We start from the raw sequence: 24,345 nt of genomic DNA, 5'->3' as shown, positions 1-24,345 counted from the left end.
TCTTCTCACCATGCCACCAGCGACAGTAGGCTGACTACAACGAAGAGCAGTACTTCCACACATGCCTGAGGAGTCATTGATGAGCGCTTACCCTGCAAACCTGATCGAAGCTTTGCGTGCAGAACCCGGCCTGAAGCTTTCTCAGCGTGCGACCAAGGATGCTCAGTGGTGGCCGGCGGATGCCCCGCAGGACAAGAAAGCTGCAGAGAAACGCATGGACGAGCTGGCACCGCTGCTCTCGGAATTGCAGGAACGGTTGTTTGCCGCCTCGGTATCTGGCGGGACGGCGCCTGCAGTGCTGCTCATGCTGCAAGGAATGGATACTTCGGGCAAGGGCGGGATTGTCCGCCATGTCCTGGGCATGCTGGATCCGCAGGGCGTCGAGCATCATGCCTTCAAGGCGCCTACCGAAGAAGAAGCGGCGCATGATTTCCTGTGGCGCATCACCAAGCAATTGCCTGCCGGGGGATTGGTAGGAGTCTTTGACCGTTCCCACTATGAAGACGTGCTGGTCGCCAAGGTGAAGGGTTACGCAAGCCCGGATGTGATCGAATCACGTTACGGGAAAATCGTCGACTTCGAGAAGCAGCTGCTTGAGCAGGAAATCCTTCCGATCAAGGTGATGCTGCACATCAGCCGCGAGGAACAATACGAGCGGCTCGCGGAGCGCTTGGAGCGTGCCGACAAGCATTGGAAGTATTCGCCCGGCGATGTCGATGACCGGCTCCTGTGGGATGATTTCCAGGCAGCATACGAGGTGGCGATCAACCGCACCGATAACCAGAATGCACCATGGCATATCGTTCCCGCTGACCAGAAGTGGAAGGCCCGCTTGTGCGTCGCCGAGCTGCTGCTGGCGGCCTTGGAGCGCGTGGCTCCGGACTGGCCTGCTGCCACCTTCGATGTGAAGCGCGAACAGGCCCGGCTCGAAGCGGCGAAGTAATCCGCAGCAATGCGACGCTACTCGCCGGCTGCCTGCTCGTGGTTGGCACGGGCCTGCTCCAGGCGCTGCGATACGCCGTTGAGCCAGTTCTCGCAGTGGGCGGCCAAGGCTTCGCCGCGCTCCCACAACGCCAACGAGGCTTCCAACGCCACGCCGCCGGTTTCCAGCTGGTTGACCACTGTCAGCAGTTCTTCGCGAGCCTGCTCGTAGGAAAGCTTGGCAATGTCTTCAGGGATCTGTGCAGTCATGATTACTCCAGTTTGGTATGTGGGGCGGCTAGTTTGCGTGCTCGCCGGCGGGGACGGATTCAAGGGTTTTCGCGACCAGTTGTCCTGATGCCAACCGGATGAACAGCTTGCTGTCCGCTGGTGCCTGGGCGGCTTCGCGTACGATGCTCCCGTCTTCCAGCTGGGTGACCGAATAGCCTCGGTCCAGGGTTTGCTGCGGGGAGAGCGCACGCATCTGGTTCTTCAGGTGGTTGATCTCGTCGCTGGCGCGCATCACGCGATGGCGCAGCAGATCCGTGGAACGCTGTTTCCAGCGCTCCAGATCTTCGGCGCGGGAGGAGACCATCACCTGGGGGTTGGCCAGAACGGGGCGTTCGCGTACCGATGCCAGCATCTGGGCCTCGCGTTGCAGCAGGTTGTTGATGGAACGGTCCAGGCGGCTGCGGGCCATATCCAAGCCGGCGAACTCCTCATGCAAATCAGGGACAATCCGCTTGGCCGCATCAGTAGGGGTCGAGGCGCGAAGATCAGCCACATCATCCAGGATCGGGCGGTCCGCTTCGTGCCCGATGGCCGAGACGACCGGTGTGGCAGCGGAGAAGACAGCACGTACCAGATCCTCATTGGAGAAGGGCAACAGGTCTTCCAACGCGCCGCCGCCGCGGGCGATCACGATGACATCGATCTCCGGGTCCGCATCCAGCTGCTGCAACGCGGCGATGACCTGGTTGGCGGCATCCACGCCCTGCACTGCGGTATTGATGACCTTGAACTGCACCGATGGGCAGCGCAGAGTGGCATTGCGCAGCACGTCCTTCTCCGCATCCGAATCCCGTCCGGTTATCAGGCCAATGCGGTTGGGAAGCACAGGCAACGGGCGCTTGTGCTCAGGGGAGAAGAGGCCTTCTGCCCCCAAGGCTTGCCGCAGGCGTTCCAGGCGCACCAGCAGCTCGCCCAAACCAACCGGGCGCAGATCCGTGGCATTCAAGGAAAGCCGGCCGGTTTTGGCGTAGAAGCTCGGTTTGACCTGGGCTACCACGCGCGATCCAACCTGCGGGGTGGATTCCAGCCGGCGCATTGTCGAGGCCCAAATGGTCACCGAGAAGGAGAAGTCCGCATCGACATCGCGCAGCGTGATGTACGCGTGCCCATTGCGCACATTGGCTTCAAGCAGCTGGCCCTCGACCCAAACCACCGGCGAGTTCTCAATGTGGATTTTCAGCTTCTCCGAGAGCAGGCGCAACGGCCAAGGATTGTCCGCCGTAGTTTGACCAGCGGTGGCTGGCAAACTGGCGGGGGCTTGGTGATCCATAGGGGCCGCTCCTTGGAAAATCGAATCTCTGGTGCATCTGTGAGATTACCGCATGGCACCGACGGCTTGCCGGATTGCCGGTAGCCGGGCCGGGTGCCAACAGGTGTAGAGCAGGTTTCGCTATGGAAGATTTTCAACACTGCTGGGCCTTGCCGGGCCCGGGGAAATGGGGTTTTCAACGATTCGGACAAGCCGGACTCAGGGCATTGCGAGGGGCACCGTGCGGGTGGACACTATTGAGCATCGGGGAAGATTTCGAGAAGGATTCATGGCCATGCTTGGGGCATTGGGGAATAGGACTATTGGACGTTCGGGGTGGATTTGGGTGGCAGCATTCAGCTTGCTTACCGGTTCCATTCCGTTGTCCGCCGCGGCCTCGGTGCCCGCACCGGTAGTTGCGGCGGTTCCCGCCGCAACGGTGTCGCTTGCCGGCGCCCTATCCATCGATTGGCCGGTGCGGGTGCGCACGACGGCGAACCTGAATCTGCGCACCGGTGCTTCGACCGCGTACCGGATCCTGGCGCAGATACCCAAAGGGATCTCGGTCCCGGTCTCGGGGCGTGCCTCCAACGGCTGGTACAAGGTCAGCTACAACGGGTACACCGGCTACGTGAGCGACTACTACGTGGTCGCTTCAACGGTGCGCACGCTCGATGACTTGAACCTGCGCACCGGACCATCCACCAGCTACCGGATCCTGCTGAGCATCCCGAAAGGCAAATCGGTGCCTGCCTACGCCCGCGCTTCCAACGGGTGGTACAAGGTCAGTTATGCAGGGTACACCGGCTGGGTCAGCGGCAGCTACATGACCAGTTATCCGAAGCCGCCGTCGGCACCGCAGTCCACCGGGCCAAACCGGACATCCAGGGTAGTGCTCACCTTCGATGACTGCCCGCGAACGCTCAGCTCCTTCACCTCGGTGGTGGACTACGCAGCCAGCAGCAATATCGGCCTGGTGATAGCTCCCACCGGCGATTGCCTCGGGTCGTTCAAATCGCGCTATGGTGTGGATTTGGCCGCCCTGGCCCGGGCCAAAGGCCAATGGGTGATCAACCATTCGGTCAGCCACCCGGACCTGCGTCCGCTGTCCTGCCAGCAAGCCGGCGCGCAGCTGGGCGGTTCAGGGGTGCACACTAACTTTGGGCGCCCGCCCTACGGGGCCATCGACGGTTCGGTGCGCTGCGGCTACGACAGCCGCGGCATGGCTATCTGGACCTGGTCGCGGGACACCCGGGACTGGGACGTGAAATCAAAGTCGATCACGGTGTCCCGGGCTTCGGCAGCGCTACCCGGGGATACCGTGCTGATGCACATGCAGTGGTACGGCTTCTCGCCCGATGCGCTGCGCCAGATCAAGGCGAACCTCGGCGCCCGTTCCGTGGGCGTTTGCCGGGCCTACCGCGGGTCCGATGGCACCGGAGCCGTGGTGCGCACCCCGGTGCTGCTGCCCAGTTCCCTGCCGTGCTGAACCGGCAGGTACGCTGCGGAGGCAGATCTCACAGTCGCCGGAGGGTGGCACGCATCATATGAGCATGGGCTAACTTGCATGCACTTCGTAGAATGGAGGCATGGCTACTTCCACTTCCACAACGGTTTCGCTGTCAATGCCTCGGATCCCGCGGGTGCGCCGCACCCCGGCCGAAATTGCAGCCGCCTCTCCGACGGTCACCGAGCGCAAGGTCCTGCTGGCCGCTCCTCGCGGCTACTGTGCAGGCGTGGACCGGGCAGTGGTTGCCGTTGAAAAGGCGTTGGAGCACTACGGTCCGCCGGTGTACGTGCGCAAGCAGATCGTGCACAACCTGCACGTCGTTTCCGAGCTGGAATCCCGCGGCGCAATCTTCGTCGAGGAGAACGAGGAAGTGCCCGAAGGCGCACTGGTGGTCTTCTCCGCCCACGGCGTTTCCCCGGCAGTGGTGCAGTCCGCCGCGGACCGCAACCTGCAGACCATTGACGCCACCTGCCCGCTGGTCACCAAGGTGCACCGCGAGGCCGTGCGCTTTGCCAAGAACGACTACGAGATCCTGCTCATCGGCCACGAAGGCCATGAAGAGGTCGAAGGCACCTACGGCGAGGCTCCGGAAGTCACCACCATCGTGAACAACCCCGAGGAAGCCGACACCGTCCAGGTGAAGAACCCGGACAAGCTGATCTGGCTCTCGCAGACCACGCTGAGCGTGGACGAGACCATGGAGACCGTGCGCCGATTGCGCGAGCGCTTCCCGAACCTGCAGGATCCGCCCAGCGACGACATCTGCTACGCCACCACCAACCGCCAGGCAGCGATCAAGAACATCGCGCCGCAGTCGGATCTGGTGATCGTGGTCGGTTCGGCGAACTCCTCGAACTCGGTGCGCCTGGTCGAGGTGGCGCTGGACCACGGTGCCAAGGCCGCCTACCGGGTGGACTTCGCCAATGAGGTGGACGAGGCCTGGTTCGAGGGCGTCTCCACCGTCGGCGTGACCTCCGGCGCCTCGGTGCCCGAGGTGCTGGTCCGCGAGGTCGTGGCGCTGCTGGCAGAGTACGGCTTCACCGACGTTTCCGAGGTCACCACCGCGCAGGAAGACATCATCTTCTCGCTGCCCAAGGAAATCCGCGGCAAGCTCAAGGAAGCCGGGGACGAGGATCGCGCCCTGGGCGGCCACGCTCGCCCGCAGGCCTGATTTCACCCTAAGAATTCAAGCGCCAGTACACCATTGCGCGCTCATCACTAGTAAAAGGTAGAATTTTCTCCCGTGGCTCTTACTATCGGAATCGTCGGACTGCCCAACGTCGGCAAGTCCACCATGTTCAACGCGCTGACCCGTGCCCAGGTGCTGGCAGCCAACTACCCGTTCGCAACCATTGAACCCAATGTCGGTGTCGTGCCGTTGCCCGACGAGCGCCTGAAGGTGCTCGCCGGAATCTTCAACTCGGAGCGCATCCTGCCGGCTACCGTGTCCTTCGTGGACATCGCCGGCATCGTCAAGGGCGCCTCGGAGGGCGAAGGCCTGGGCAACAAGTTCCTCGCGAATATCCGCGAAGCCGACGCGATCTGCCAGGTGACCCGCGCGTTCGTGAACGATGACGTGATCCACGTGAATGGCAAGGTCGATCCGGAGTCGGACATCGAGACCATCGCCACCGAGCTGATCCTCGCCGACCTGCAGACCATCGAGAACCAGCTGCCGCGCCTGGAGAAGGAACTGCGCAGCAAGAAGATCGAGAAGTCCTTCATGGACAACCTGCTCGCAGCCCAGAAGGTGCTCGAGGACGGCAAGACCCTGTTTGCCGCCGGCAAGGCCGCCGGCATCGACATGGACGAGCTGGCACCGATGCAGCTGATGACCACCAAGCCGTTCATCTATGTCTTCAACACCGACGAGGCCGGCCTGGCCGACAAGGACATGCAGGCCAAGCTCTCCGAGCTGGTGGCCCCTGCCGAGGCGATCTTCCTGGACGCCCAGTTCGAGGCCGAGCTGGCCGAGCTGGAAGAAGACGAGGCCGCCGAGATGCTGGAAGACGCCGGCATCGAGGAATCCGGCCTGGACAAGCTGGCCCGCGTCGGCTTCGACACCCTGGGACTGCAGACCTACCTGACCGCAGGTCCGAAGGAATCGCGCGCCTGGACCGTCCGCAAGGGCGCCACCGCCCCCGAGGCTGCCGGCGTCATCCACACCGACTTCCAGCGCGGCTTCATCAAGGCCGAGGTCATCGGCTTCGACGACCTGGTCGCCGCAGGTTCGGTGGCCAACGCCAAGTCCGCCGGCAAGGCCCGCATCGAAGGCAAGGACTACATCATGAAGGACGGCGACGTGGTTGAGTTTAGGTTTAACGTGTAGTCGAGTTTCGCTTTAACGTCTGGTTCAAGTGCCCGGATCTCCCTGTGTGAGATTCGGGCACTTGATTTATATGCCACAAGCAAGCAGCTCGCCGTCGCCAGGGCTAGCGGAATGTTCGGCTGATCGCGCTGCCAGTTTGGAACAGGGTGATCCACACCAGAAACTTTTGGATTGGACGTAGCGGCCATGCGACAAGTCCTCGCCACCCTTGGCGTCGCGACCAGGACCTGCTGATCCGCAGCTGTGTGCCACCGGTCGTGTTCACCAAGGTGAATTCCGTCAGAACCGAATTACTTTGTGCGACGTCGGGATATCCGAAGCTCCATGCGATCCTCTCCGGTTGGTGAATTGAGATGAGTTCAACGCTGCGTCGACGAAACTGAGGTTTGATCTTCACAGGCTTCCCGTCCGGGTAATTTGTGGGCGCAACGCCTTCCCAAACCGTACCTGGCGTCGCTTCTTGACTGGTCTGATCGAGGATGCCGATGCTCGGTTCCCACTCGGGGATACGTGCGGGGTCTGCGAGGAACGCCCACACCTCGTCCAGCGGTGCGGATACGAAAGTCTCAGTCGTTCCCATTGTCCGCCCCTTCACTTTCGCTGTGGCGGGCATGGACTTCGTGGAGGGCGAGTCTGCCCGATCGAGGCGGTCGATGAGCGCATCGGATGTCGTGCCAAGGCGGCCGAGAATATCCGTGATCAGACCGCTGGGTTCTGCGACGAGTTCCCGGAGAACGGCGGCTGCGTCGCCTGGCTTGCCTTTGCTGCTGGCCTTCGCGATGAGGTCCCGAGCACGAGCAGTCCACTCGTACCCATCTGTCTCGTGGAACACGATGCGCCCGGCCTCGGGGAACGACGCCTCTATGCCGAGCGAGGTCAGTTGTGCGTCACGTTGTTCCTCGACGGCGAGGCGGGCGCTATCAATGTCGATACCGAGCTCGCGCAGAGCGCGGCCGGCGGACTGGTCGTTGATGACCAATGCGAGGAACAGGTGGTCGATGTCGGCTTCGCGGAGCCCGAGCCGGGATGCTTCCTCCATAGCGGCCAGGGAAAGCGATTGGGTGGTTTGTGCAGCGCGGACGAGTTTGTTCATTTGTTCCTCCTGGGCGTCGAGATCGCGGGATCAATTCTTTTGGAGTGCTTCTTGTGGGCGGCTTGTCGCGTCACTCCGAGCGCGTCGGCGATCTCCTGCCAACTCATGCCTGAACGCAACGCGGCCTCGACCTGCCGAAGTTCCAAGGTGTCCGCGAGTACGCGCAAGGACGTTACGGCCCGCAATCCTGCTTTCGGGTCGCTGGTATCGGCTGCTACTGCTGCGATCCGCGGAGACTCCATGCCGTCAACCTACGTTGCTAAGTAATGGGTTGTCAACCTGGGTTGCTTCCTTGCTCGGCGGGCTCGATAATCGCAGGGCCAGGAAAAGGTCGGCACTTCGAGGGATTCGCCGGGTTCTCGGAGGTTGGTACGTGCGGCGACGCAGTTGAATTTAGGTTCAATGTCTAATACAGGCTTCTGACCCACCTACCTGCGCATCAGTCCCTGACACCGGGCACTCCCGTAACATTGAGGGTATGAATGGGGCGTTTTCAAGGAGCCGAGCGAAGGTGCCACCGGCACGAGCTGGCCGACTCGACTCCACGGACCGCCGGTACGAGCCTTTCGTGCGCCTCGTCCCTGCGCCAGTGCGGCGGGTGGCCTCGTCGTGGAGGTGGGATGCGCCGGACGGGGGTGGTTCGTGGGACCTGCACATCGAGCACGTGGGTGCCCCGGCGGCTTCGGTCCGAATGCTGCTGGTCCATGGAGCGGGAGGGAACGCGGCGGCGATGTGGCCCTACGCTGCGCACCTGAGTCGACTGGGCGCTCGGGTTACGGTGGTCGATCTGCCCGGTTACGGGCGAACGATCCGGGTGCGGCGTGGACGCCGCAGCGTTAGTTATGGTGACTGGCAGCAGCTGCTCGTCGATCTCGTGGGTCGCGAGCATGACGAGCGGCCACTGGTCCTCGTCGGGGCGAGCATGGGTGGTGCCCTCGCGGTCGACACCGCTGCAGTGACCGGACTGGCCAAGCGGGTCATCGCGACCTGCCTGCTCGACCCGACTCGGCCGGGCATTGCTGCCGCCATCGTGCGAGCCCCGTGGATAGCGCGGCTGGGATTGCCACTGCTGCAGTTCGCCCGGGGGCCAGCGGCGAATCTACGGATCCCGGTCCGCGTGCTGACCCCTATGTCTGCAATTTCGAACGACCCTGGCCTCAGTCATGCAGTGCTCACCGACCCGTGCGGCGGTGGTGGCTCGATGCCGGTGGGCTGGTACCGCTCGTTCCTCGAGGCAGGTCCGGCTATTCCACCCGAGCAATACCAAGGACCACCGGTCGTGCTGTTGCATCCGGCCGAGGATCGTTGGACTATGCCGGAGCTCAGCCTCGACTACCTCGGTCGGCTTCACGGCAAGACCCGGGTCGTGATGCTTCCTGGCTGCGGCCACTTCCCCCTCGAGGAGCCCGGCTTCCAGGTCCTCCTGGACGAGGTTTCGGATGAGATTGAACAGGTGCTGGATGACCATCGGAGAGGCAGCTGAGTCGGCCGTGCGAGGTGAGGGACCGTAGCCCTGAGACCGGTCTGGCCCGGTGAGGCGTGCATGCGTTCCTAGCTGTGGCGACGTGCTTGAGTTCCGCTTCAACGTCTAGAATCGCGTGAACTCAGCACTCCTCCTTCCGCCCTGAACCGCGGAAAGAGGAGTGTTCGTCTTTAATGCCAATCTCTTCAATAGGATGGTGGTTCGCGACCCGGAGATTCTTCCGGGACCTGCCTGTTATCCATCAAGGAGCCCTGAACCATGAGTTTCAACGTCTATCTCTCCGGCGAGATCCACACCGGCTGGCGCGACGAGATTCGGCGAGGCGCTGAAGCGGCCGGACTGGACATCGTTTTCACCGCGCCGGTGACCGACCACCCGGCTGGCGATGCCGCGGGCGACCATTTGGGCGAGACCGACACCGGGTTCTGGCGGGACCACCAGTCCGCCAAGATCAACGCCATCCGGACCCGCACCCTGATCGAGAAGGCGGACTTAGTCGTGGTGCGTTTCGGCGACAAATACAAGCGGTGGAACGCCGCGTTCGATGCCGGGTACTGCTCGGCGCTGGGCAAGCCCTATGTGACCCTGCACGACGAGGACATCGTCCACCCGCCCAAGGAAGTGGACGCCGATGCGCAGGGCTGGTGCAAGACCACCGTCCAGGTCGTCGAGACCCAGCGCTACGTGCTCCAGGGCTAAGCAAGGCCGGCCAGCCGGCCGCGCCGGCGAAGCATTGCCAAGGGAATCAGATCACGCACCGGCGCATGGAATTTCCCCGCTGTCCGCTGGTTGCGTGCCGTACGCACAGGGTGCGGCGGCCGCCGCGTTGCTATTATCGCTGCATGGAAGCTTCCCAGCAGAATCCGCGCTCCTGGCAGGAAATGCGCCAGTGGCAGGTCGAGCTGCTCGAACGCACCACCGGGCATTCCCTGGAGGCGTGGAACGAGCTGGTCCGCCGAGAGGGACCGGCCGCCGAAAAGGATCTGCGTGCCTGGCTGGCCGAACGCTCGGTCACCGGCTACAGCCAGATGCTGCTGGTCTTCGAGCGCTTCGGCTACCCGGACTTCTTCACCCGCAGTGCCGACGAACTGGTCCAGGGCCGCCGAAAGCCAATACGCCGACCGGCCTCAGCTGCGGGAAATCTACGACGCGGTGCTGGCTCTGCTGCCCCAGCTGGGGGAAGTGGCCATCCAGACGCGCAAGACCTACGTCGCCCTGCTCACCGCCCGCCGTGCCTTCGCGGTCATCGCGCCGGTGACGCGCACCCGGGTGGACCTGGGGCTGCGCTGGGAGGCCGCGCCGGACTCTCCGCGGCTTTCGGCACCCGGCAGCAGGCTGGGCAGTGCGGTGACCGTCAAAGCCGGGTTGCACTCTGCCGGGGACGTTGACGACGAGCTGATCGGTTGGTTGCAACAGGTCTACGACGCGAACCTGTGAGGTGCGCAGCATGGCAACCACCGCGTAATTAACCGCAAGGTTGACGCCCACCGCGTCCACCCGGCTTCGAGGTACCTGACAGTTTTTCTTTGGCACGCCACGAGAACACTTCGACATGAACATCTTTGCAGCGGCGTTCGTGCTGAATTGCAGTCGGTGCCGGTGATGCGTGTTGGAAAGTGCTTCCGCAAGGACAGTCGGAGTCTTGCCAGGCCAACACCAACGGTTCAAACAGCGGCGACCTGGCTTGGGATTAAATCCAGACCGCTTCGTGAGGGTGGCAGTGGAGCTTCTGCGACGGAACCAGCCCATTTTTTGCTACGTTGACGTGATGACCATACTTTCGTTTGCTGAGCAATCCGCATGGATGCGCTCGATGCGGCCGCTGGCCACTCGCATCGAGTTCGTTTTCAACGATGGAGACGAAGGGCATCCGCTCCTGGAACTGCTGGCGCACCTCGATTCGAAGAGAACGGTAGGTGTCGGGCCAGGCTATGGCTATTACGAGCGGGGTCGCCCAACCGTAGTAAAGCGCAGCTACGCATACGACAGGGGCATCATTCGAGCAATCGAAAGCCTCGGTTGCTTCTTCCCAGAAGCAGGGAACAACGAGCAATGGACCGAGCTGGGCGATGTCGATGTCATCTTCCTTGACCATCGCGGCAAGATGCTCGGTGCGACTGTGACCCACGAAGGCATGATCATCACGCCCGAAGACGAGGAACACATGACTCGCTGACCCTGGGAACGGCTTGTGCCCCAGTCATGTGGCGTTCGTGGTCAACGCGTAGGATTGTGCACAGTGTCCTGTGGCTGGACATGGTGCTGCACAATCTGTACGAGGTGCCCGTCCGGATCCTCGACCCACGCGATGAGCAAGCGATCGAGCCATGGAGACGGAGCCTTAATAGGCTTCGCACCGAAGCCGATGAGACGGCCATAGCCTGCCGGGACATCATCGGTCCAAAGTATCACCGCGGCGCGCTGGCCGTCGGCGACCGGGCTGAGCCCATGGTCTTTGCGGGTGCTGCTTTCGGTGGCTAGGCCGAGCCTGTACCCGTCGAGGGCGAGGTCAACATGGATTGGCGTTCCCGCTTCGGGCGTGCGGAACACTTCCCGAAAGCCCAGCGCACCATAGAATGCTGTCGCGCGGTCGATATCACGCGTGAATAGAACAACTTGAGGAGTCCGAAAGTGGCCCCTGCCCCAAGTGTGGTCCAACCCGACGCTTCCCGCAACGGATACGGCCTGTCTTTCGTATGCAGTTTTCGTTTGCCGGACCAATCAGTTGACCTGGGGCCTGATAGCTCAACGATCATCTTCTTGATGATCGAGTCCAGACCGAGCCTCGGCCGGACGGGCAGAGGCCGAACCCTTCCCGGGAATTTCGGCTGATGCATTCAGCATTCGAACGTGGAAGCGCCCAGTGCCTCATCCCGCAGAATCTGAAATGATCCACGGTATAGAGAAAATGATTGGAGAACTAATGCGGAGGCTTTCCAAAACTGCCTGGAAACGAGTCGCGGTGTACCTCGGCGTCTCGGTCGCGGGTCTGGCCTTGTTCCTTGCGGCCTATTGCCTCATTTCAGGTAGGCCAGTGCTTGAAGCTCTTGACAGTTTTTGGATCGCCATCGCGATTTCATTGGCCGTTTCAGCCGTTACTGCAGTTCGCGACCAACGGGAGGAGCCCGGAACGACGCCTGGCGATCAGGATCTTTAGCTTTCGCGTTTGGCTCACTTGGACGGCTTCGTCGCGATGCCGTCGAGCCACAGCACATCTGATTCGTCATTGTGCGTGCCGCCGGACCCAACATGTTTGCTGGAGATGCCAGGTCCCTTCTGGATGACATGCACCAATGCCATGCCATGTCCTCTTCCCAGTTCGTAGTCATCCTTGAGCCAAGCCAGGATTTCCCCGGCTTTGACACCTTCCTGGTCTAGTCCTTTTTCGTGGGCGATACCGACTAGCTGGCGCGGAGTAAGTCCGGTCTTTTTCTCGATGGTGTCCAGATAGGCCTGGAATGACATGGCGAATCCTCTCGAAGGCCCGAGTATGTGCCACGAATACTACTACCGAAGCGAAGCGCCGAACAATAGAGTTATCAGGCTCGTGCCGGCCAAGCCTTGTCGAGAAGGTTAGTTGCGTCCGACGAATTCCAACGTGTAATTTTCGGAAGTTGGCAGGTGCCCTGGGTCATCTTCAAAAGGCATGTAATCCACCGAGTGAAGGTATCCGTCAACAACCCAAAGAGTCAGTTGCCCAAGGTATTCCCCACCTTTTCCAACGTCAACGGTGGAGAACGGGCCATCGCCATGCCGGATACTGCGGCAATCCCGCTTGCTAATGAACGAAATCAAGAAGCACTCGCAGTCCTCGAACTCGTAGCAGCCCCAGCGTGCAAACTCCAGTTGCTGCCGGGCTAGAGCCGATTCAGCATCTTTGCCGCTGCAGAGCAAAGCCAGCAGCTCTAGTTCAGCAGGCCTAAGTTCTTCGCCTGGTGTCCGGGGCGGCCTATGGTCCATGAGGAAAGTCTATATTGGCCTGTGACTAGTGCTCGAATCGCTGCTTGCCTACAGGCGCAGCATTGAATCAGCAACCTGGGAGAAGGCAGAAGCAGGTATGGCAGTCGAAGCGTTTTCAAGCACGAGCAAGGAAGCGTTCGGTATCTCCCTGGCCAGCGCTTCGCCATTGCCGACGGGGAAGAACGGATCCTTGGCTCCGTGTACGACCAGTGTGGGGATAGCTAACTCGGGAAGCCGTTCGCGCCAGCGTGGAGTGCAGTCCAACTTGGAAAAGACAATCCCGATCTGGTTTGCCATGTGGACTTCTGGCTCTGCGCTCGCCGTACGGTCCCAGATGCGGGAGGCCAGATCCAGGGCGGCTTCCGGATCGTTGGCAAGGATTTGGGAGCCCTCGGCGGAGTGCTGGGCAACGGACTCGCGGTCTGCCCAATCTGGCATGGGGCGGGAAAACAGCTTGCCCATGGTTGCTTGGTCATGGTCTGGCAGATCATTGTCCACCGGTCCTGGCGCTACCGGCCGTGTGCCAACCAATGTCAGGGCGCTAAACTTTTCAGGATAATCCAGCGCCGCCACCTGGGCGATCATCCCGCTGACCCCGATACCCGCCACATGTGCTGGACGGTCATCCAGCAGTTCAGCCAATGCCGCGGCATCGGCAGCTAAATCACGCAGGTTGTAGGCGGGTTTCATCGGGTTCCCAGCGGTTGATTCTCCGCAATCCCGAAGGTCGTAGCGCACCACATGGCGCCCACCAGCAGCCAATGCCTCGCATAGGGCCTCGGGCCAGGCAAGCATGGTGGTGCCGCCAATGAGGAGAATCAATGGATCGTTTTCGTTTCCGAAGGATTCGACACCGAGGTCTACCTTGTTTGCCTTGACCGTTCCCATGCGCGACCTGTCCTTTGCTATCCGACTCCTAGAATGGCTTGCAGGCTGCCCTGCGGTCAACAGAAAACTGCGTGCTAGAAAAGCGGCCAGGGCACGGCAGGCATCTGCCCGCGATGCGCAGGGAATCGCCCTTCACTGAGCAGATCCGTGCAACGGTCGGCGAGCGCGGCGATTTCTTCACCGGTCAACAACGCGGCCAGTTCTTGCCCAAGATCCGCGTCCAGCGCATCGCTGACCCTCTGGACACCGGCCAGTTCGTCGTCGGTCAGCGGCTGGCCAACCCATCCCCAAAGCACGGTGCGCAGTTTGTGCTCTTCATTGAAGCAGAGGCCGTGGTCGACACCGTAGCGGTGGCCATCTGGCATTGCTAGCACGTGATCGCCTTTGCGGTCGGCATTGTTGACCAGCACATCGAAGACCGCCATGCGTCGCAGTGCAGGAGTATCTTCGTGAAGCAGAGCCATCTGATGCCCCGATTCGTCCTCTCCGTGCAGGACGGTCTTCCAGCCGTCTTCAGGCACCTTGTCCGCGGCTACGATGTCTACTGGGTGCTGTTCCCGATCAATGTCTTGCCATAGCTGCACCATGCCTTCGCCGAATCGCCCGTTGCGCAGCCACGTCTGGGGGACGAGGTTCCATCCCAGGGCTTCAGATACTCGAAAGGCGGCAACCTCGCGGTAGGCCAGTGATCCATGGGGAAAGTCCCAAAGGGGTTTCTCTCCAGCTACGGGCTTGTAGACAACGCTTTTTTCACCGATGCTGCCCAAGAACGTCGCGTTGGAAGCGGTGGCGATGCGGCCGGTCAGTTCCAGCTGCGCAGTCAGCAGATCGGGCGCATTCACTGTCCGTTCTCGTCCCTGCAGGTATGCCCATCCGGATCAATCGGATAACCGCAGTTGGCGCACATCGGCCGTCCAGCGGCCACGATCTCGTGGGTGCGCATCGCGAAAGCGCGTGCGGTGCCTACGGGCATGCGCACGCGCATGACTGCGCCCGGTCCATCCGGATCGAAGTTCTCGTCATCTTCGTCATTCAGGGAGAAAGCTTCCAGAACTACCTGCGCTACGGTTGCGTCCCATCCGAGATTCATGGATCCGACGCGGAATGATTCGTTCACTTCTTCCAGCGGATCGTTGTCGACCAGTTCCACCGGGGTATGTTCGGGAACGTTGAAGGGGTTGCCCTTGACGGTGGAAAGCTGATCCAGGATCTCGTCAATCATCTCTGCAACCACAGCGGCTTGCTGCTTTTCCAAGGCGATGCTGGAAAGCTCCGAGCCGGCTCTTGCCTGCAGGTAGAAGGTTCGGGACCCGGGCACGCCGATGGTGCCGATGACTACGCGATCCGGCCAGTTGAATTCGTTGACTGTTGCCGTCATTTCAGTCTCCTTAATGTCCTGCTCCGCCGCCGACCGGGGCATCGGTTGTCTTGAGGCCGGGGGCTAGCCACGAGAGGTCTCCGGCGTCGGTGTTGATGGAGTACACGCGGGGCGCGCCGGACCCGTAGTGCACAATCGATGCGGACGCCGGACCTACGTTAATGCGTTGGAACAGATCCAAATGCATGCCCAGCGCGTCAGCCAGTACCGACTTGATGATATCGCCATGGCTGAATGCCGCCCAGACTGCTTCAGCACCATGCTCGGCTTCGATCGCCGCGTCATGGCGCCTGATGGCTGCTACAGCCCGGGATTGCATTCCGGCCATGGATTCCCCGCCCGGGAAGGTCACCGCTGACGGCGCGGACTGCACTGTTTTCCAAAGTTCCTCGGCAGCCAAGTCCTGCAGCTTGCGGCCCTGCCACAGGCCGTAGTCGCATTCCGAGAGTTCTGGCTCAATCAGCAATTGTGCGGCTTTGCTTTGCTGTTGCATGGCGAATTCCGCTGTCTGCACGCAGCGTTCCAGCGGGCTTGAGACGATGCCAGCCAGGGGGATTGCCGCTAGCCGCTCGCCAGTGCGCATCGCCTGTTCTTCCCCAGTATCGTCGAGGAACACGGAGGGCGTGCGTCCAGTCAGTACGCCGGTGGCATTGGCGGTGGTACGTCCATGCCGTACAAGTATTACTGTTGCCATGAACCCAGCCTAGTCATCGAGAAGAAGCCAGGCGACTATTGGACCGGCATCCTTTGTGCTATTTCAAAGGGCCGCCAGGATCGGCAGTTGCTCCGCGCCATGTTCATCACGGCCTGATACCTCCTGAAGATTTTGTGAGTTCAGTCCTCTTGCCTGTTGTTTCACTCGTGCAGGATCACGGCATCGGGGTACGATGAAGGTTGGCCAATTCGGGGCGGCAGGCTCCCGGAAGTCCCTTGAGAATGACCCGCAGTGAGCGGCGACGCCATGATCCACTCATGGATGTGGCCCCTAAATGGAGTGATAGTTCTTGCCTGGAGTCTTCCAGCATCCAGCGGCAGAAGTGCGGTCTGATTCCCAGGCGCGCACCATTGTCATCGACGGCGAGCATGCAGGCCGGCGCATCGAAAAGTTCCTGAGATCCCGGCTCAAAACGGTCCCGGCAGGAGAACTGTTCCGGCTCATGCGCAAAGGGCACTTGCGCGTGAACGGCAAGAAAGTCCAAGAAGGCTACCGGCTAGCCGAAAATGACAAGATTACCTTGCCGGCGCTACTTGCGGCACCGGGCCAGGCACCAGAACCCGACGTCCCGGAGTACTTGGTCAGGCGGCTGCGCAACACCGTGGTGCACGAGGACCAGGATGTGCTGGTCATCGACAAGCCTGCCGGCATCGCCGTGCACCAAGGTACAGATAATCCTGCGGGCGTGATCGAAGTTTTCCGCCAGTTGCGCCCGGAACTGCCGGATCTGGAATTGACTCACCGTCTGGATCGCGACACTTCAGGGCTGCTGGTGCTGGCGAAGACCCCAAGCATGCTGCGCTATCTGCATGAGTTGCTCCGGGACCGGGAAGACGAAATTGAACGCCACTACCTGGCGCTCGTGGCAGGGCACTGGAAGCAGGGCATCGAATCGATCCACGCGCCGCTGCTGCGCCGCGCCGACAAGGTCGTGGTTGACCCGCACGGGCAACGAGCCGAGACCCGCGTCGTGGTCAGGCAACGCGTAGGACAGCGCGCCACCATCTTGGATGTGCAACTGATGACTGGACGCAAGCACCAGATCCGTGTCCACCTGCAAAGCCAAGGGCATCCGATTGCCGGTGATGACCGGTATGGTTTTGCGAAGTTCAATCGCCGTGTTGAACAGCTAGGAGGCCGCGGGCTCTTCTTGCATGCGACTAAGCTGGTGATTCCCAAGCCCGATGGCCAGGAACTGGTGGTCGAGGCACCCATGCCGCTGCGCTGGAAACAGTTGCTGAAGGCAGGACTCTAGCCAAGCAGAGCCGGCAGGACGGTCAATGATGATTGAAGGAATCTGGAACCAGGTAGCCCCGGGGGTATTCCAGAGGCGTTATGATCCGTTGGATATTTCCGTTGGTGCGGTGCTCGGCGGACACGGCGTGACGATTATCGATACCCGCAATAACGAACGCGAGGCACGAGAAATCATCGACGAGGCCGCAGCGCAGTTTGGTCTTCCAATAGTTGCGGTGATCAACACGCACGCCCACTACGACCACACCTTCGGCAATCAGCTCTTTGCCCAGCAGGGAATCCCGATTTACGGCCATCACCGTATCCCTGCGCATTTCGAGCAATTCGAGAAGCCCCGGCTTGAGTTGGTTCGGCGCTCGCCGGAACTCGAACCCGACATGGATTGGGACGGTGTGCAGCTGACACCGCCGAACCACCTGCTGGAAGATCGCTGCACGCTGAGCCTTGGCGGGCGGGATATCGAGGTAATCCCGCTGGGCGAAGGGCACACCGACACCGACCTGGCGATCCATATTCCTGATGCCAAGACCTGGTTCCTGGGCGATATCATCGAGCAGTCGGGCCCGCCGATGTTCGGGTCGGGCGCCCATCCAATGGGCTGGCCGGGAGTGCTCGAATTCCTGCTAAAGCACATCCAGCCCGGTGACGTGGTAGTTCCTGGCCACGGGGAACCTGTGGGAAGGGAATTCGTGATCCAGCAACTGCACTGCTTCGAGCAGCTCGCAGCGACCTTGGGTGCGGCGCTTCAGAACGGCACAGCCATCAAGGACATCGTGTTCCCGGCTGAAGTGCGCGCGTTGTGGCCTGCTGATTTCCTGCTAGAGGCAGCCAAGGATGCCTACGCGCAGTTGCCGGGTGCCCAGTAGGATCCACGAAAGCGCGGGGCAGCAGTCCATTCTTCGAAAGGTCAGTATTCGTTCTTGATCACGAAGTAGGAGCCGCGGATGGTTCCTGCCAGCTTGGACTTCTGCCGCGCGAACTTGAACTTCTCTTGCAGCTCGTCTGGCACCTCCATGCCGTCACTGAGCTTGAAGCCGACGGCGCGCTTCTCACCGGGTTCCAAGCCGTAGAGGACATTAATGGACAGGCCTGACTCGTAGAAGACGTAGGCGCGCTTGGCCCCGTCGGCCCCAAAGATGGTCGCCTGCAGCGGCGTGGATGCGATGTGCAGGTCGCGTTCTTCGGCAAGAATCTTGTTCACCCACGCAATGGTGTCCTGAGCGTCGGCCGCTTGCTCGACGGCAAAGTCGTGGTTGAACTTGTTCTTCAGATAACGCGCTTCGTTGGCGCGCAAGCCTGCGAGTGCATCGGCAACGGGCGAGGACTCAAGGCCCTGGGTGGAGACGTCCTTGAAATCGACTAGGTATGGCATGGGCAGTCCTTCGGTCGTTGGCCAAGCGGTAACGCAAGATTCATCATTATCGTACTCCGCGGATCTAGCTGAAGGCGCTGAAGCCGGTCAGATCCCTGCCGAGAATCAATGCCTGGACCGACTCCGTTCCCTCGTAGGTGTGCAGCGCCTCGATGTCCCCGACATGGCGAATGACATGATTTTCCAGCAGGATTCCATTGCCGCCCAGCAGATCGCGCGCGGTGGATGCGATCCTGCGGGCAGCGCGGGTGTTATGGAACTTCAGCAATGATGCCTGAGTGTCCTTCAACTGGCCGGCGGCCTGGATGCCGGCGACGGCGGCACACTGCAACTGCATGTTGGTGATTTCGGCCAGCATCTGCGCCAAGCGTTCCTGGATCATCTGGTGTGCGGCGAGCGGTTTGCCGAACTGCGTGCGCTGCTTGGCATACTGCAGTGCAGCTTCAAAGAGGAACTGCGCATGGCCCAGAGCCGACCAGCCGACATTCACCCGGGTATCAACCAGCGCCCGCGAGACATCCTTGAACGATTCCGCCCCGGTGAGACGGGCGGACTCCGGGACGCGAACATCCGTCAGCCGGATCTCTGCCTGCTCGATGGCGCGCAGCACGCCCTTGCCGCGCACAGGGGCGGCCTCGTAGCCGGGGGTGCCCTGGTCGATAATGAACCCCTTGACCTGCGAATCGGCAACATCCCGCGCCCACACGATGGTGATGCCGCCGGCAGCTCCATTGCCGATCCATTTCTTGTGCCCATTGATGATCCAGTGCTTCCCGTCGCGCCGGGCGCTGGATTCCAGGCCGACAGCGTCCGAACCATGGTGCGGTTCGGTCAGCGCGAAGCCACCGAGCAACTTACCTGAAGCCACCGGTTCCAGGTATTGCTCCTGCTGTTCGGGGCTGCCAAAGAATTTTAGGCTGCGCAAGACCAGGCCGCCCTGCACTGCAGCGGCCGCTGCCATCGAGCCATCGGCACGAGACAGCTCCATGGCTACCAGTCCTGCGGCCAGCGGGGAGAAGTGTGCGTGGCCGGGGATCCTCAGCCCGTCGGTGAACAGATCGAGCTCGCCCATGCGCCGGACCAGGTCCAGCGGGTAATGCCCGTTCTCCCAGTGCTCGTTGATGACCGGCAGGATCTCTTCGCCGTATTGCCGGGTGCGAGCCCAATGCCTGCGATCCTCGTCGGTGGCAGTCGCGAAAGCGGACAGGTAGTCGACATCCACCGCGGTGGCGAGCTCGTAGGGTGCCCACGGGTCGCGGTTCATTGGGCGCCGCCCGAAGCCGTGTTGCGTTCAGCGCGCGACTTGCGCTTGAGCAATTTGCCCGATTGGTTGCAGCGCATGAGCGCACCAATGGTGTTCGGGTCATCGGGTTTCATCGCCGTATCGGCGGGCAATGCGCTCATGGGTGGTTTCCTTCGTGGCCGGTGCCGGAAGCTAGAGGCGTTCGATGATGGTGACGTTGGCCTGTCCACCGCCTTCGCACATGGTCTGCAGGCCAAAGCGGGTATCGCTGTGTTCCAGCTCGTGCAGCAGGGAGGTCATCAGCCGTGCGCCGGTGGCACCAATCGGATGGCCCAAAGCAATGGCGCCGCCGTTGACATTGACCTTGGACATGTCGGCACCGGTTTCCTGCTGCCACGCAAGGACCACCGCGGCGAAGGCTTCGTTGATCTCAATGCGGTCCATGTCCTCGATGCGCATGCCAGCGCGGGCCAGAGCATGCTGGGTGGCGCGGATCGGCGCTGAAAGCATCATGACCGGGTCATCGCCTCGGGCAGAGATGTGGTGGATGCGGGCGCGGGGCTTGAGCCCATAGCGCTTGACCGCGGACTCCGAGGCAATGAGCAGCATGGCGGCGCCATCAGACATCTGCGATGCGGTAGCCGCTGTATGCACTCCTCCGTCGATGATCGGGGCCAGTGATTGCATCTTGGCGCGGTCCACAGGGCGCGGGCCCTCGTCGGCGGCCAAGCCATCCAGGGCCAGGATCTCGCGGTCGAAGTATCCCTGCGCTTGGGCGTTCAACGCGCGCTCATGGGAACGCACGGCAAAGTCCTCCAACTGGGTGCGGTCCAGGCCCCAGCGCTCCGCCATCTTTTCTGCACCGCGGAACTGGGAAATTTCCTGCTCGCCGTAGCGTGCCGCCCATCGCTTGGAGCCGGTGTAGGGGTCAGGGAACCCGAAGTCCTTGGCGGCGGAATTGGAATGGGACAGCGGGATGCTGGACATGGATTGGACGCCGCCGGCAACGACGAGGTCGCTGGTGCCGCTCATGACCGCTTGCGCCGCATAGGAGACTGCTTGCTGCCCGGAGCCGCACTGGCGTTCCACCGTGGTCCCGGGAACGTGTTCCGATAGGCCGGCGGCCAGCCAGGCGTTGCGGGCAATGTCCATGGCCTGGGGTCCCAGCTGGTCGATGCAGCCGAGGACGATTTCATCGTATTGCTCGGAATCGATATTGTTCCGGTTCACCAGTTCTCCCAGCGGCGCCGCGGCGAGATCAAGTGGATGGATCTGCGCCAGCGATTTCCCCCGGCGTCCAACCGGTGTACGCAGCGCATCAATGATGTAGGCCTCGGCCATGGAGCTCCTCCATTAGGGGTTTCGAGCAGACCGGAAACGTCTGTTGAACCAACAATGCCCAATTCACCATCAGTTGTCTAGGTCACAATTGATGTGGTTGGCTTGGGGATATGCATGTTGTGCCGGAGCGACTACTGATTAGTAGGAGCGGCTGGGGCAAAGTTCCATGCGAAGAATTATTGCGCGATTGGTGCGGACCATAGGATGCCTGACGGGACAGTGCATGCCGGCAGCGAAGCAACCGACAATGAGCCGGCTTCACCTAGGCAAGGCAAGAATTGTTGCGCACCCCGGCACCTCGACCGGAAACTCTGAGAACGGAATAGGACCATGTGAGCATGACCGACTATGATCCACGACTCACGGAACTCTACGACACGGATAATCCCGATGGACCGGATCATGATTATTACCGTGCACTCGCGGCTGAAACCCAAGCCGATCGGATCCTGGATCTAGGCTGCGGCACTGGGCTCTTGACGGTAACGCTTGTTGGCGAGCGAAGAACTGTTGTAGGAGTTGACCCCTCACCGGTAATGCTTTCCTACGCCAGGCGTCGGCCCGAAGCTGGGAGAGTCACCTGGATCGACGGCGATTCTTCGGCTATCGACGGCGGGCTCTTCGACTTGATGGTGATGACTGGGAACGTCGCCCAGCACATCCCTGGCCAGCAGTGGGAACGAACCTTGAAACAACTGCGCGAAGCTGCGAGGCCCGGAGCGGTGCTGGCTTTTGAAAGCAGGAACCCGTCGACGCGTGCCTGGGAAAAGTGGGATGCAGAAGAAGCCGCCACTCGGCAGACGCCATTCGGCCCGCTGACCGAATGGTTCGATGCCGACGAAAGCAGCCCGGGAGTCGTCCGCCTATTGTCCTACGCCAAGTTCGAGCAGTCGCAGGAAGTTGTGGTCGAAAAATTGGAGTTGGCCTTCCGCAGCGCCGAGCAGATCAGTAGAGATCTTTCCGCCGCAGGGTTCGAGGTTCGCGCTATCTGGGGCGGCTGGACGCGAGAACCATTCAACGGCGAGCAGCCGCTGATGATCTTCGAAGCTGAAGCGGCCAAGGGAAAAACCGGGGAGACGGCTCATGGATAAGCGGTCTTCGCAGCTCCAGTTAACCAGGCTTTCCATCGAACAGGCAGCCTGCTTGCAGCGGTTGATGGAAAGCAACCCGGGGCATTCGCAAAGTGTTACCGGCGCAGTTCCCGCAGCTGATGCCTCAATCGAGGCATTGACCGCCCTGCCGCCGACGGCGCGGGCCGAGCAGAAAATCGATCTTGGCCTTTGGCTGGATGCAGAACTCGTCGGATTCGCTGATCTGATTGTCGGCTGGCCGAGAACGGACACGGTCCACATCGGATTGCTCATGATTGACGGCGCAAGGCAAGCAGAGGGGTTGGGGAAGCAGCTCCATGAAGAGGTACTCGCGCTGGTGCAGGATTATCCGTCGATCACCACCTGCCGGATAACGATTGTCGATACGAACGCCGCCGAAGCGGAACCGTTCTGGACGAGCCTTGGCTACAGGCCTACCGGGGAGGCCAGCAACCATGCGGCAGGGGACCAGAATTCATGCGCCCGTACATGGACGCGTCCGGTGACAAGCACGAGAAAGGAATAGCCGGATGAGCAGATCCCCAGATAACATCCTGTTGCGCTTCTCGGCCGAGCAGGAGCAGCAAGTGCGGGAAATCTTTGCCCAGCTGGAAAAGCGAGGGTTTCCAGCACAACACCAGACTCCGCATATCACCATCACCTTTTCGCCCAGCATGAGCGATGCTGTAGCGCAGCGGGCCGCAGAGCTGCTCCCAGATCTCATCCCCGCCTGCTTCCACCGGGTGGGCACGATTGTTTTCGGTACCAAGCGCAAGCAGACGGTTGCCTGGCTGCTGGAAACGACCGACGCCCTGGAAATGGCGGCCCGGGAAATCAGCGCCGTGAATCCCGACGGACGAGGACCCAGATGGACCCCGCATCTGACCATGGGCCTGCGCCTTCCACGCGAGATCGTTCCCGACTATATCCGTGCACTGGATGAGCTGGCATCAGCGCAGCTCAGGGAACTGACTGCTTGCAGGGCAGCACTGTGGAAGCCCCGGCTGCAGGAATTGACGCTCCTGGCCGGCGACATGGAGCACAACGGCCGTGACTAGCTGGCCGAGGACCTCTGCGTTTCGGCCGAAGCACGCATAATGCGCAGATAGCCGAAGCCGACAAATAGATGCAGCACCGTGCCGGCTGCCAAAATGGCTACGCCCGGTGCGGCCAGCACCGTAAATTCGGGGATTCTGCCAAAGGCCACGCAGGCCAGGCCCAGCATCATGATGGCAGTGCGGATCTTTCCCAGCCATGTGGAAGCCGGCGGGGATTCAAGGCGCAAGAAGAAATAGGTGCACAGCAGAACCAGGTCAGTGACGAAAACGGCCAGGCCAACCCAGACCGGGATCGCTCCGCTAATTACCAGCGCGATAGCGATAGCCACGATGCCCAAGCGATCGGCAATGGGATCCAGCAGGATGCCAAGCTGCGAGACCTGGTTGAACTTGCGGGCGATAAACCCGTCAACCCAGTCACTGAGGCCGAAGGCAAGAAGCAGCACCGCAGTCAGCACCGGTTCGGTATCGGCCACCAGAAAGCCAACGATGGGAAGAACCAGGAGAAAACGAATGATCGTGATGGCGTTCGGAATCGTCGCCCATTCATGTTTGCGTACCGCGCGCGTTTCCACTGTTTTCCCCTTTCCCTTAGTTGAACGATGACGCACGGAGCCGCAATATACAAGGCTGCGAGCCAGCTGGCCCGGGAAAAAATATCCGTCAAGTTGGCCGAGGTAATTTGTTAAATAACTGCGGGGGCCGTCCCGAAGGACGACCCCCGCAGCCAAAGCTAAAGAGCAGGGTGCGGCATTAACCCTGTTCGAGAAGCTGGAAGCTCACGCCGCCCTGCTCGTCTACTGCCGCATCGAGTACTTTGCTATCCAGTGCGTCGGCGATCGCCTCGTCCACATAGACAGGGCTGCCTTCGGTATCCACCACGCCATCGGTGCTTTCGGGCGCGGGGACAATCTGCAATCCGAAAGCTGCATCTTCAGGGTGGGTGCTGTCTGCCTGCATGATGCGCAGGCCAGCGGTTTCTTCCTCGGCTTGGTTGGTGACGATCGCGGTCACGATCGATGCTGCTTGGTCGGTCAGTGCGAGCACGATGGCTCTCCTTCCGGTTGAGGACATGCCAAGTTCAAGGGCATGTGCGTGCCACGATTCCAAAAATGGCAATGAAACTCAACACCGCTTAACAGCTGCGCAACATGCTTGGACTTGGA

Annotated in this window: 31 protein-coding genes; 14 read left to right on the top strand and 17 right to left on the bottom strand. The window is 61.3% G+C overall.

The genetic code is table 11. The features are described from left to right. Positions 1-79 precede the first annotated feature (79 nt). Positions 80-943 carry a PPK2 family polyphosphate kinase gene (locus F0M17_RS11190; RefSeq protein WP_038990669.1) on the top strand — a complete coding sequence of 288 codons (864 nt, stop codon included), beginning with the start codon at positions 80-82 and terminating at the stop codon, positions 941-943. Between the two features lie 17 nt (positions 944-960). Here the strand turns inward: F0M17_RS11190 and F0M17_RS11185 are convergent, their stop codons facing one another. Further along, entirely contained in the window at positions 961-1,191 is a 231-nt protein-coding gene (locus tag F0M17_RS11185; RefSeq protein ID WP_038990668.1) for an exodeoxyribonuclease VII small subunit, read from the bottom strand. Between the two features lie 28 nt (positions 1,192-1,219). Then, the gene (gene xseA, locus F0M17_RS11180; RefSeq protein ID WP_149597123.1) at positions 1,220-2,482 is read right to left on the bottom strand and encodes an exodeoxyribonuclease VII large subunit; all 1,263 of its coding nucleotides are present in this window, start codon (positions 2,480-2,482) and stop codon (positions 1,220-1,222) included. 325 nt (positions 2,483-2,807) lie between these two features. Between xseA and F0M17_RS11175 the strand changes: the two genes are divergently transcribed. The 3 genes from F0M17_RS11175 to ychF all read left to right on the top strand — a co-directional run bounded on the left by F0M17_RS11175 (position 2,808) and on the right by ychF (position 6,300). Further along, positions 2,808-3,950, top strand: coding sequence for an SH3 domain-containing protein (locus tag F0M17_RS11175; RefSeq protein ID WP_168202009.1), 1,143 nt, complete (start codon positions 2,808-2,810; stop codon positions 3,948-3,950). A 100-nt stretch (positions 3,951-4,050) separates the two neighbouring features. Continuing rightward, complete coding sequence (locus F0M17_RS11170) at positions 4,051-5,142, top strand: 4-hydroxy-3-methylbut-2-enyl diphosphate reductase (RefSeq protein WP_038990665.1); 1,092 nt, start codon at positions 4,051-4,053, stop codon at positions 5,140-5,142. A 72-nt stretch (positions 5,143-5,214) separates the two neighbouring features. Further along, complete coding sequence (gene ychF / locus F0M17_RS11165; protein WP_038990663.1) at positions 5,215-6,300, top strand: redox-regulated ATPase YchF; 1,086 nt, start codon at positions 5,215-5,217, stop codon at positions 6,298-6,300. Positions 6,301-6,403: 103 nt separating this feature from the next. Here ychF and F0M17_RS11160 read toward each other — a convergent pair whose 3' ends face one another. Then, on the bottom strand, positions 6,404-7,393 hold the full coding sequence (locus F0M17_RS11160; protein WP_073705928.1) for a Clp protease N-terminal domain-containing protein: 990 nt from the start codon (positions 7,391-7,393) through the stop codon (positions 6,404-6,406). Further along, positions 7,390-7,635, bottom strand: a complete 246-nt coding sequence (locus F0M17_RS17685) for a hypothetical protein (RefSeq protein ID WP_073705929.1) — start codon at positions 7,633-7,635, stop codon at positions 7,390-7,392. The genes F0M17_RS11160 and F0M17_RS17685 overlap by 4 nt, the downstream gene beginning before the upstream one ends. 236 nt (positions 7,636-7,871) lie before the next feature. Between F0M17_RS17685 and F0M17_RS11150 the strand changes: the two genes are divergently transcribed. The 4 genes from F0M17_RS11150 (at position 7,872) to F0M17_RS11135 (ending at position 11,052) form a co-directional block, all read left to right on the top strand. After that, positions 7,872-8,876: an alpha/beta hydrolase gene (locus F0M17_RS11150; protein WP_073705930.1), complete on the top strand. Its 1,005-nt coding sequence runs from the start codon at positions 7,872-7,874 to the stop codon at positions 8,874-8,876. A gap of 258 nt (positions 8,877-9,134) precedes the next feature. After that, positions 9,135-9,575 carry a YtoQ family protein gene (locus F0M17_RS11145; RefSeq protein ID WP_073705931.1) on the top strand — a complete coding sequence of 147 codons (441 nt, stop codon included), beginning with the start codon at positions 9,135-9,137 and terminating at the stop codon, positions 9,573-9,575. 378 nt (positions 9,576-9,953) lie between these two features. Then, positions 9,954-10,313 carry a DUF5655 domain-containing protein gene (locus tag F0M17_RS11140; protein ID WP_083586574.1) on the top strand — a complete coding sequence of 120 codons (360 nt, stop codon included), beginning with the start codon at positions 9,954-9,956 and terminating at the stop codon, positions 10,311-10,313. 331 nt (positions 10,314-10,644) lie between these two features. Further along, complete coding sequence (locus F0M17_RS11135) at positions 10,645-11,052, top strand: hypothetical protein (RefSeq protein WP_143180991.1); 408 nt, start codon at positions 10,645-10,647, stop codon at positions 11,050-11,052. A 41-nt stretch (positions 11,053-11,093) separates the two neighbouring features. Here F0M17_RS11135 and F0M17_RS17850 read toward each other — a convergent pair whose 3' ends face one another. Further along, complete coding sequence (locus tag F0M17_RS17850; protein WP_073705933.1) at positions 11,094-11,534, bottom strand: glyoxalase/bleomycin resistance/extradiol dioxygenase family protein; 441 nt, start codon at positions 11,532-11,534, stop codon at positions 11,094-11,096. A 205-nt stretch (positions 11,535-11,739) separates the two neighbouring features. On the opposite strand from F0M17_RS17850, the gene F0M17_RS11125 reads away from it, so the two are divergent. Then, positions 11,740-12,033: a hypothetical protein gene (locus F0M17_RS11125; protein ID WP_143180992.1), complete on the top strand. Its 294-nt coding sequence runs from the start codon at positions 11,740-11,742 to the stop codon at positions 12,031-12,033. A gap of 14 nt (positions 12,034-12,047) precedes the next feature. On the opposite strand, the gene F0M17_RS11120 is transcribed toward F0M17_RS11125, so the two are convergent. From F0M17_RS11120 to F0M17_RS11095, 6 genes are all read right to left on the bottom strand, one after another. Next, complete coding sequence (locus F0M17_RS11120; protein WP_038990654.1) at positions 12,048-12,341, bottom strand: DUF4287 domain-containing protein; 294 nt, start codon at positions 12,339-12,341, stop codon at positions 12,048-12,050. A gap of 108 nt (positions 12,342-12,449) precedes the next feature. Continuing rightward, positions 12,450-12,836: a hypothetical protein gene (locus F0M17_RS11115; RefSeq protein WP_149597121.1), complete on the bottom strand. Its 387-nt coding sequence runs from the start codon at positions 12,834-12,836 to the stop codon at positions 12,450-12,452. A gap of 48 nt (positions 12,837-12,884) precedes the next feature. Continuing rightward, positions 12,885-13,724: an alpha/beta fold hydrolase gene (locus F0M17_RS11110; protein WP_073705936.1), complete on the bottom strand. Its 840-nt coding sequence runs from the start codon at positions 13,722-13,724 to the stop codon at positions 12,885-12,887. 74 nt (positions 13,725-13,798) lie between these two features. Then, positions 13,799-14,566, bottom strand: a complete 768-nt coding sequence (locus F0M17_RS11105; RefSeq protein ID WP_073705937.1) for an SCO1664 family protein — start codon at positions 14,564-14,566, stop codon at positions 13,799-13,801. Then, positions 14,563-15,102 carry a DUF3090 domain-containing protein gene (locus F0M17_RS11100; protein WP_038990650.1) on the bottom strand — a complete coding sequence of 180 codons (540 nt, stop codon included), beginning with the start codon at positions 15,100-15,102 and terminating at the stop codon, positions 14,563-14,565. Before F0M17_RS11100 ends, F0M17_RS11105 begins: the two co-directional genes overlap by 4 nt. A gap of 10 nt (positions 15,103-15,112) precedes the next feature. Then, on the bottom strand, positions 15,113-15,796 hold the full coding sequence (locus tag F0M17_RS11095) for an MSMEG_4193 family putative phosphomutase (protein WP_149597120.1): 684 nt from the start codon (positions 15,794-15,796) through the stop codon (positions 15,113-15,115). A 310-nt stretch (positions 15,797-16,106) separates the two neighbouring features. On the opposite strand from F0M17_RS11095, the gene F0M17_RS11090 reads away from it, so the two are divergent. After that, positions 16,107-17,072, top strand: coding sequence for an RluA family pseudouridine synthase (locus F0M17_RS11090; protein WP_083586576.1), 966 nt, complete (start codon positions 16,107-16,109; stop codon positions 17,070-17,072). Positions 17,073-17,097: 25 nt separating this feature from the next. Then, a complete protein-coding gene (locus tag F0M17_RS11085) occupies positions 17,098-17,940 on the top strand; it encodes an MBL fold metallo-hydrolase (protein ID WP_073705939.1) in 843 nt (280 codons plus the stop codon). A gap of 41 nt (positions 17,941-17,981) precedes the next feature. On the opposite strand, the gene F0M17_RS11080 is transcribed toward F0M17_RS11085, so the two are convergent. From F0M17_RS11080 to F0M17_RS11070, 4 genes are all read right to left on the bottom strand, one after another. Continuing rightward, complete coding sequence (locus tag F0M17_RS11080) at positions 17,982-18,446, bottom strand: phage tail protein (RefSeq protein ID WP_149597119.1); 465 nt, start codon at positions 18,444-18,446, stop codon at positions 17,982-17,984. A 64-nt stretch (positions 18,447-18,510) separates the two neighbouring features. Next, positions 18,511-19,710, bottom strand: coding sequence for an acyl-CoA dehydrogenase family protein (locus F0M17_RS11075; protein WP_073705940.1), 1,200 nt, complete (start codon positions 19,708-19,710; stop codon positions 18,511-18,513). Beyond that, positions 19,707-19,850 carry a hypothetical protein gene (locus tag F0M17_RS17470; protein ID WP_158024637.1) on the bottom strand — a complete coding sequence of 48 codons (144 nt, stop codon included), beginning with the start codon at positions 19,848-19,850 and terminating at the stop codon, positions 19,707-19,709. Before F0M17_RS17470 ends, F0M17_RS11075 begins: the two co-directional genes overlap by 4 nt. 31 nt (positions 19,851-19,881) lie before the next feature. Next, positions 19,882-21,030: an acetyl-CoA C-acetyltransferase gene (locus tag F0M17_RS11070; RefSeq protein WP_073705941.1), complete on the bottom strand. Its 1,149-nt coding sequence runs from the start codon at positions 21,028-21,030 to the stop codon at positions 19,882-19,884. Between the two features lie 338 nt (positions 21,031-21,368). Between F0M17_RS11070 and F0M17_RS11065 the strand changes: the two genes are divergently transcribed. The 3 genes from F0M17_RS11065 to F0M17_RS11055 are packed head-to-tail and all read left to right on the top strand — an operon-like array spanning position 21,369 to position 23,179. Further along, positions 21,369-22,121 (top strand): bifunctional 2-polyprenyl-6-hydroxyphenol methylase/3-demethylubiquinol 3-O-methyltransferase UbiG, encoded by a 753-nt coding sequence (locus tag F0M17_RS11065; protein WP_149597118.1) that lies wholly within the window; start codon positions 21,369-21,371, stop codon positions 22,119-22,121. Then, entirely contained in the window at positions 22,114-22,647 is a 534-nt protein-coding gene (locus F0M17_RS11060; RefSeq protein WP_073705942.1) for a GNAT family N-acetyltransferase, read from the top strand. Before F0M17_RS11065 ends, F0M17_RS11060 begins: the two co-directional genes overlap by 8 nt. 4 nt (positions 22,648-22,651) lie before the next feature. Continuing rightward, positions 22,652-23,179 carry a 2'-5' RNA ligase family protein gene (locus tag F0M17_RS11055; RefSeq protein WP_038990643.1) on the top strand — a complete coding sequence of 176 codons (528 nt, stop codon included), beginning with the start codon at positions 22,652-22,654 and terminating at the stop codon, positions 23,177-23,179. Here F0M17_RS11055 and F0M17_RS11050 read toward each other — a convergent pair. Both F0M17_RS11050 and F0M17_RS11045 read right to left on the bottom strand, forming a co-directional pair. After that, positions 23,176-23,754, bottom strand: a complete 579-nt coding sequence (locus F0M17_RS11050; RefSeq protein WP_073705943.1) for a CDP-alcohol phosphatidyltransferase family protein — start codon at positions 23,752-23,754, stop codon at positions 23,176-23,178. The two genes, F0M17_RS11055 and F0M17_RS11050, sit on opposite strands and share 4 nt — an antisense overlap. Positions 23,755-23,932: 178 nt before the next feature. Next, positions 23,933-24,226, bottom strand: a complete 294-nt coding sequence (locus F0M17_RS11045; RefSeq protein ID WP_038990641.1) for a hypothetical protein — start codon at positions 24,224-24,226, stop codon at positions 23,933-23,935. Positions 24,227-24,345: the final 119 nt, after the last annotated feature.

This window comes from Glutamicibacter sp. ZJUTW (assembly GCF_008370855.1).
Lineage (GTDB): Bacteria > Actinomycetota > Actinomycetes > Actinomycetales > Micrococcaceae > Glutamicibacter > Glutamicibacter nicotianae.
This window is presented reverse-complemented; position numbering and strand designations above follow the sequence as displayed.

Bases quoted from the DNA above. Each gene is read 5' to 3' on its own strand.
- F0M17_RS11065 (WP_149597118.1), top strand. From the start codon at position 21,369: ATGACCGACTATGATCCACGACTCACGGAACTCTACGACACGGATAAT.
- F0M17_RS11190 (WP_038990669.1), top strand. From the start codon at position 80: ATGAGCGCTTACCCTGCAAACCTGATCGAAGCTTTGCGTGCAGAACCC.
- F0M17_RS11080 (WP_149597119.1), bottom strand. From the start codon at position 18,446: ATGCCATACCTAGTCGATTTCAAGGACGTCTCCACCCAGGGCCTTGAG.
- F0M17_RS11145 (WP_073705931.1), top strand. From the start codon at position 9,135: ATGAGTTTCAACGTCTATCTCTCCGGCGAGATCCACACCGGCTGGCGC.
- F0M17_RS11085 (WP_073705939.1), top strand. From the start codon at position 17,098: ATGATGATTGAAGGAATCTGGAACCAGGTAGCCCCGGGGGTATTCCAG.
- F0M17_RS11120 (WP_038990654.1), bottom strand. From the start codon at position 12,341: ATGTCATTCCAGGCCTATCTGGACACCATCGAGAAAAAGACCGGACTT.
- F0M17_RS11055 (WP_038990643.1), top strand. From the start codon at position 22,652: ATGAGCAGATCCCCAGATAACATCCTGTTGCGCTTCTCGGCCGAGCAG.
- F0M17_RS11185 (WP_038990668.1), bottom strand. From the start codon at position 1,191: ATGACTGCACAGATCCCTGAAGACATTGCCAAGCTTTCCTACGAGCAG.
- F0M17_RS11170 (WP_038990665.1), top strand. From the start codon at position 4,051: ATGGCTACTTCCACTTCCACAACGGTTTCGCTGTCAATGCCTCGGATC.
- F0M17_RS11160 (WP_073705928.1), bottom strand. From the start codon at position 7,393: ATGAACAAACTCGTCCGCGCTGCACAAACCACCCAATCGCTTTCCCTG.
- F0M17_RS11060 (WP_073705942.1), top strand. From the start codon at position 22,114: ATGGATAAGCGGTCTTCGCAGCTCCAGTTAACCAGGCTTTCCATCGAA.
- F0M17_RS11110 (WP_073705936.1), bottom strand. From the start codon at position 13,724: ATGGGAACGGTCAAGGCAAACAAGGTAGACCTCGGTGTCGAATCCTTC.
- F0M17_RS17470 (WP_158024637.1), bottom strand. From the start codon at position 19,850: ATGAGCGCATTGCCCGCCGATACGGCGATGAAACCCGATGACCCGAAC.
- F0M17_RS11100 (WP_038990650.1), bottom strand. From the start codon at position 15,102: ATGACGGCAACAGTCAACGAATTCAACTGGCCGGATCGCGTAGTCATC.
- F0M17_RS11150 (WP_073705930.1), top strand. From the start codon at position 7,872: ATGAATGGGGCGTTTTCAAGGAGCCGAGCGAAGGTGCCACCGGCACGA.
- xseA (WP_149597123.1), bottom strand. From the start codon at position 2,482: ATGGATCACCAAGCCCCCGCCAGTTTGCCAGCCACCGCTGGTCAAACT.
- F0M17_RS11075 (WP_073705940.1), bottom strand. From the start codon at position 19,710: ATGAACCGCGACCCGTGGGCACCCTACGAGCTCGCCACCGCGGTGGAT.
- F0M17_RS11135 (WP_143180991.1), top strand. From the start codon at position 10,645: ATGACCATACTTTCGTTTGCTGAGCAATCCGCATGGATGCGCTCGATG.
- F0M17_RS11070 (WP_073705941.1), bottom strand. From the start codon at position 21,030: ATGGCCGAGGCCTACATCATTGATGCGCTGCGTACACCGGTTGGACGC.
- F0M17_RS17685 (WP_073705929.1), bottom strand. From the start codon at position 7,635: ATGGAGTCTCCGCGGATCGCAGCAGTAGCAGCCGATACCAGCGACCCG.
- F0M17_RS11115 (WP_149597121.1), bottom strand. From the start codon at position 12,836: ATGGACCATAGGCCGCCCCGGACACCAGGCGAAGAACTTAGGCCTGCT.
- F0M17_RS11095 (WP_149597120.1), bottom strand. From the start codon at position 15,796: ATGGCAACAGTAATACTTGTACGGCATGGACGTACCACCGCCAATGCC.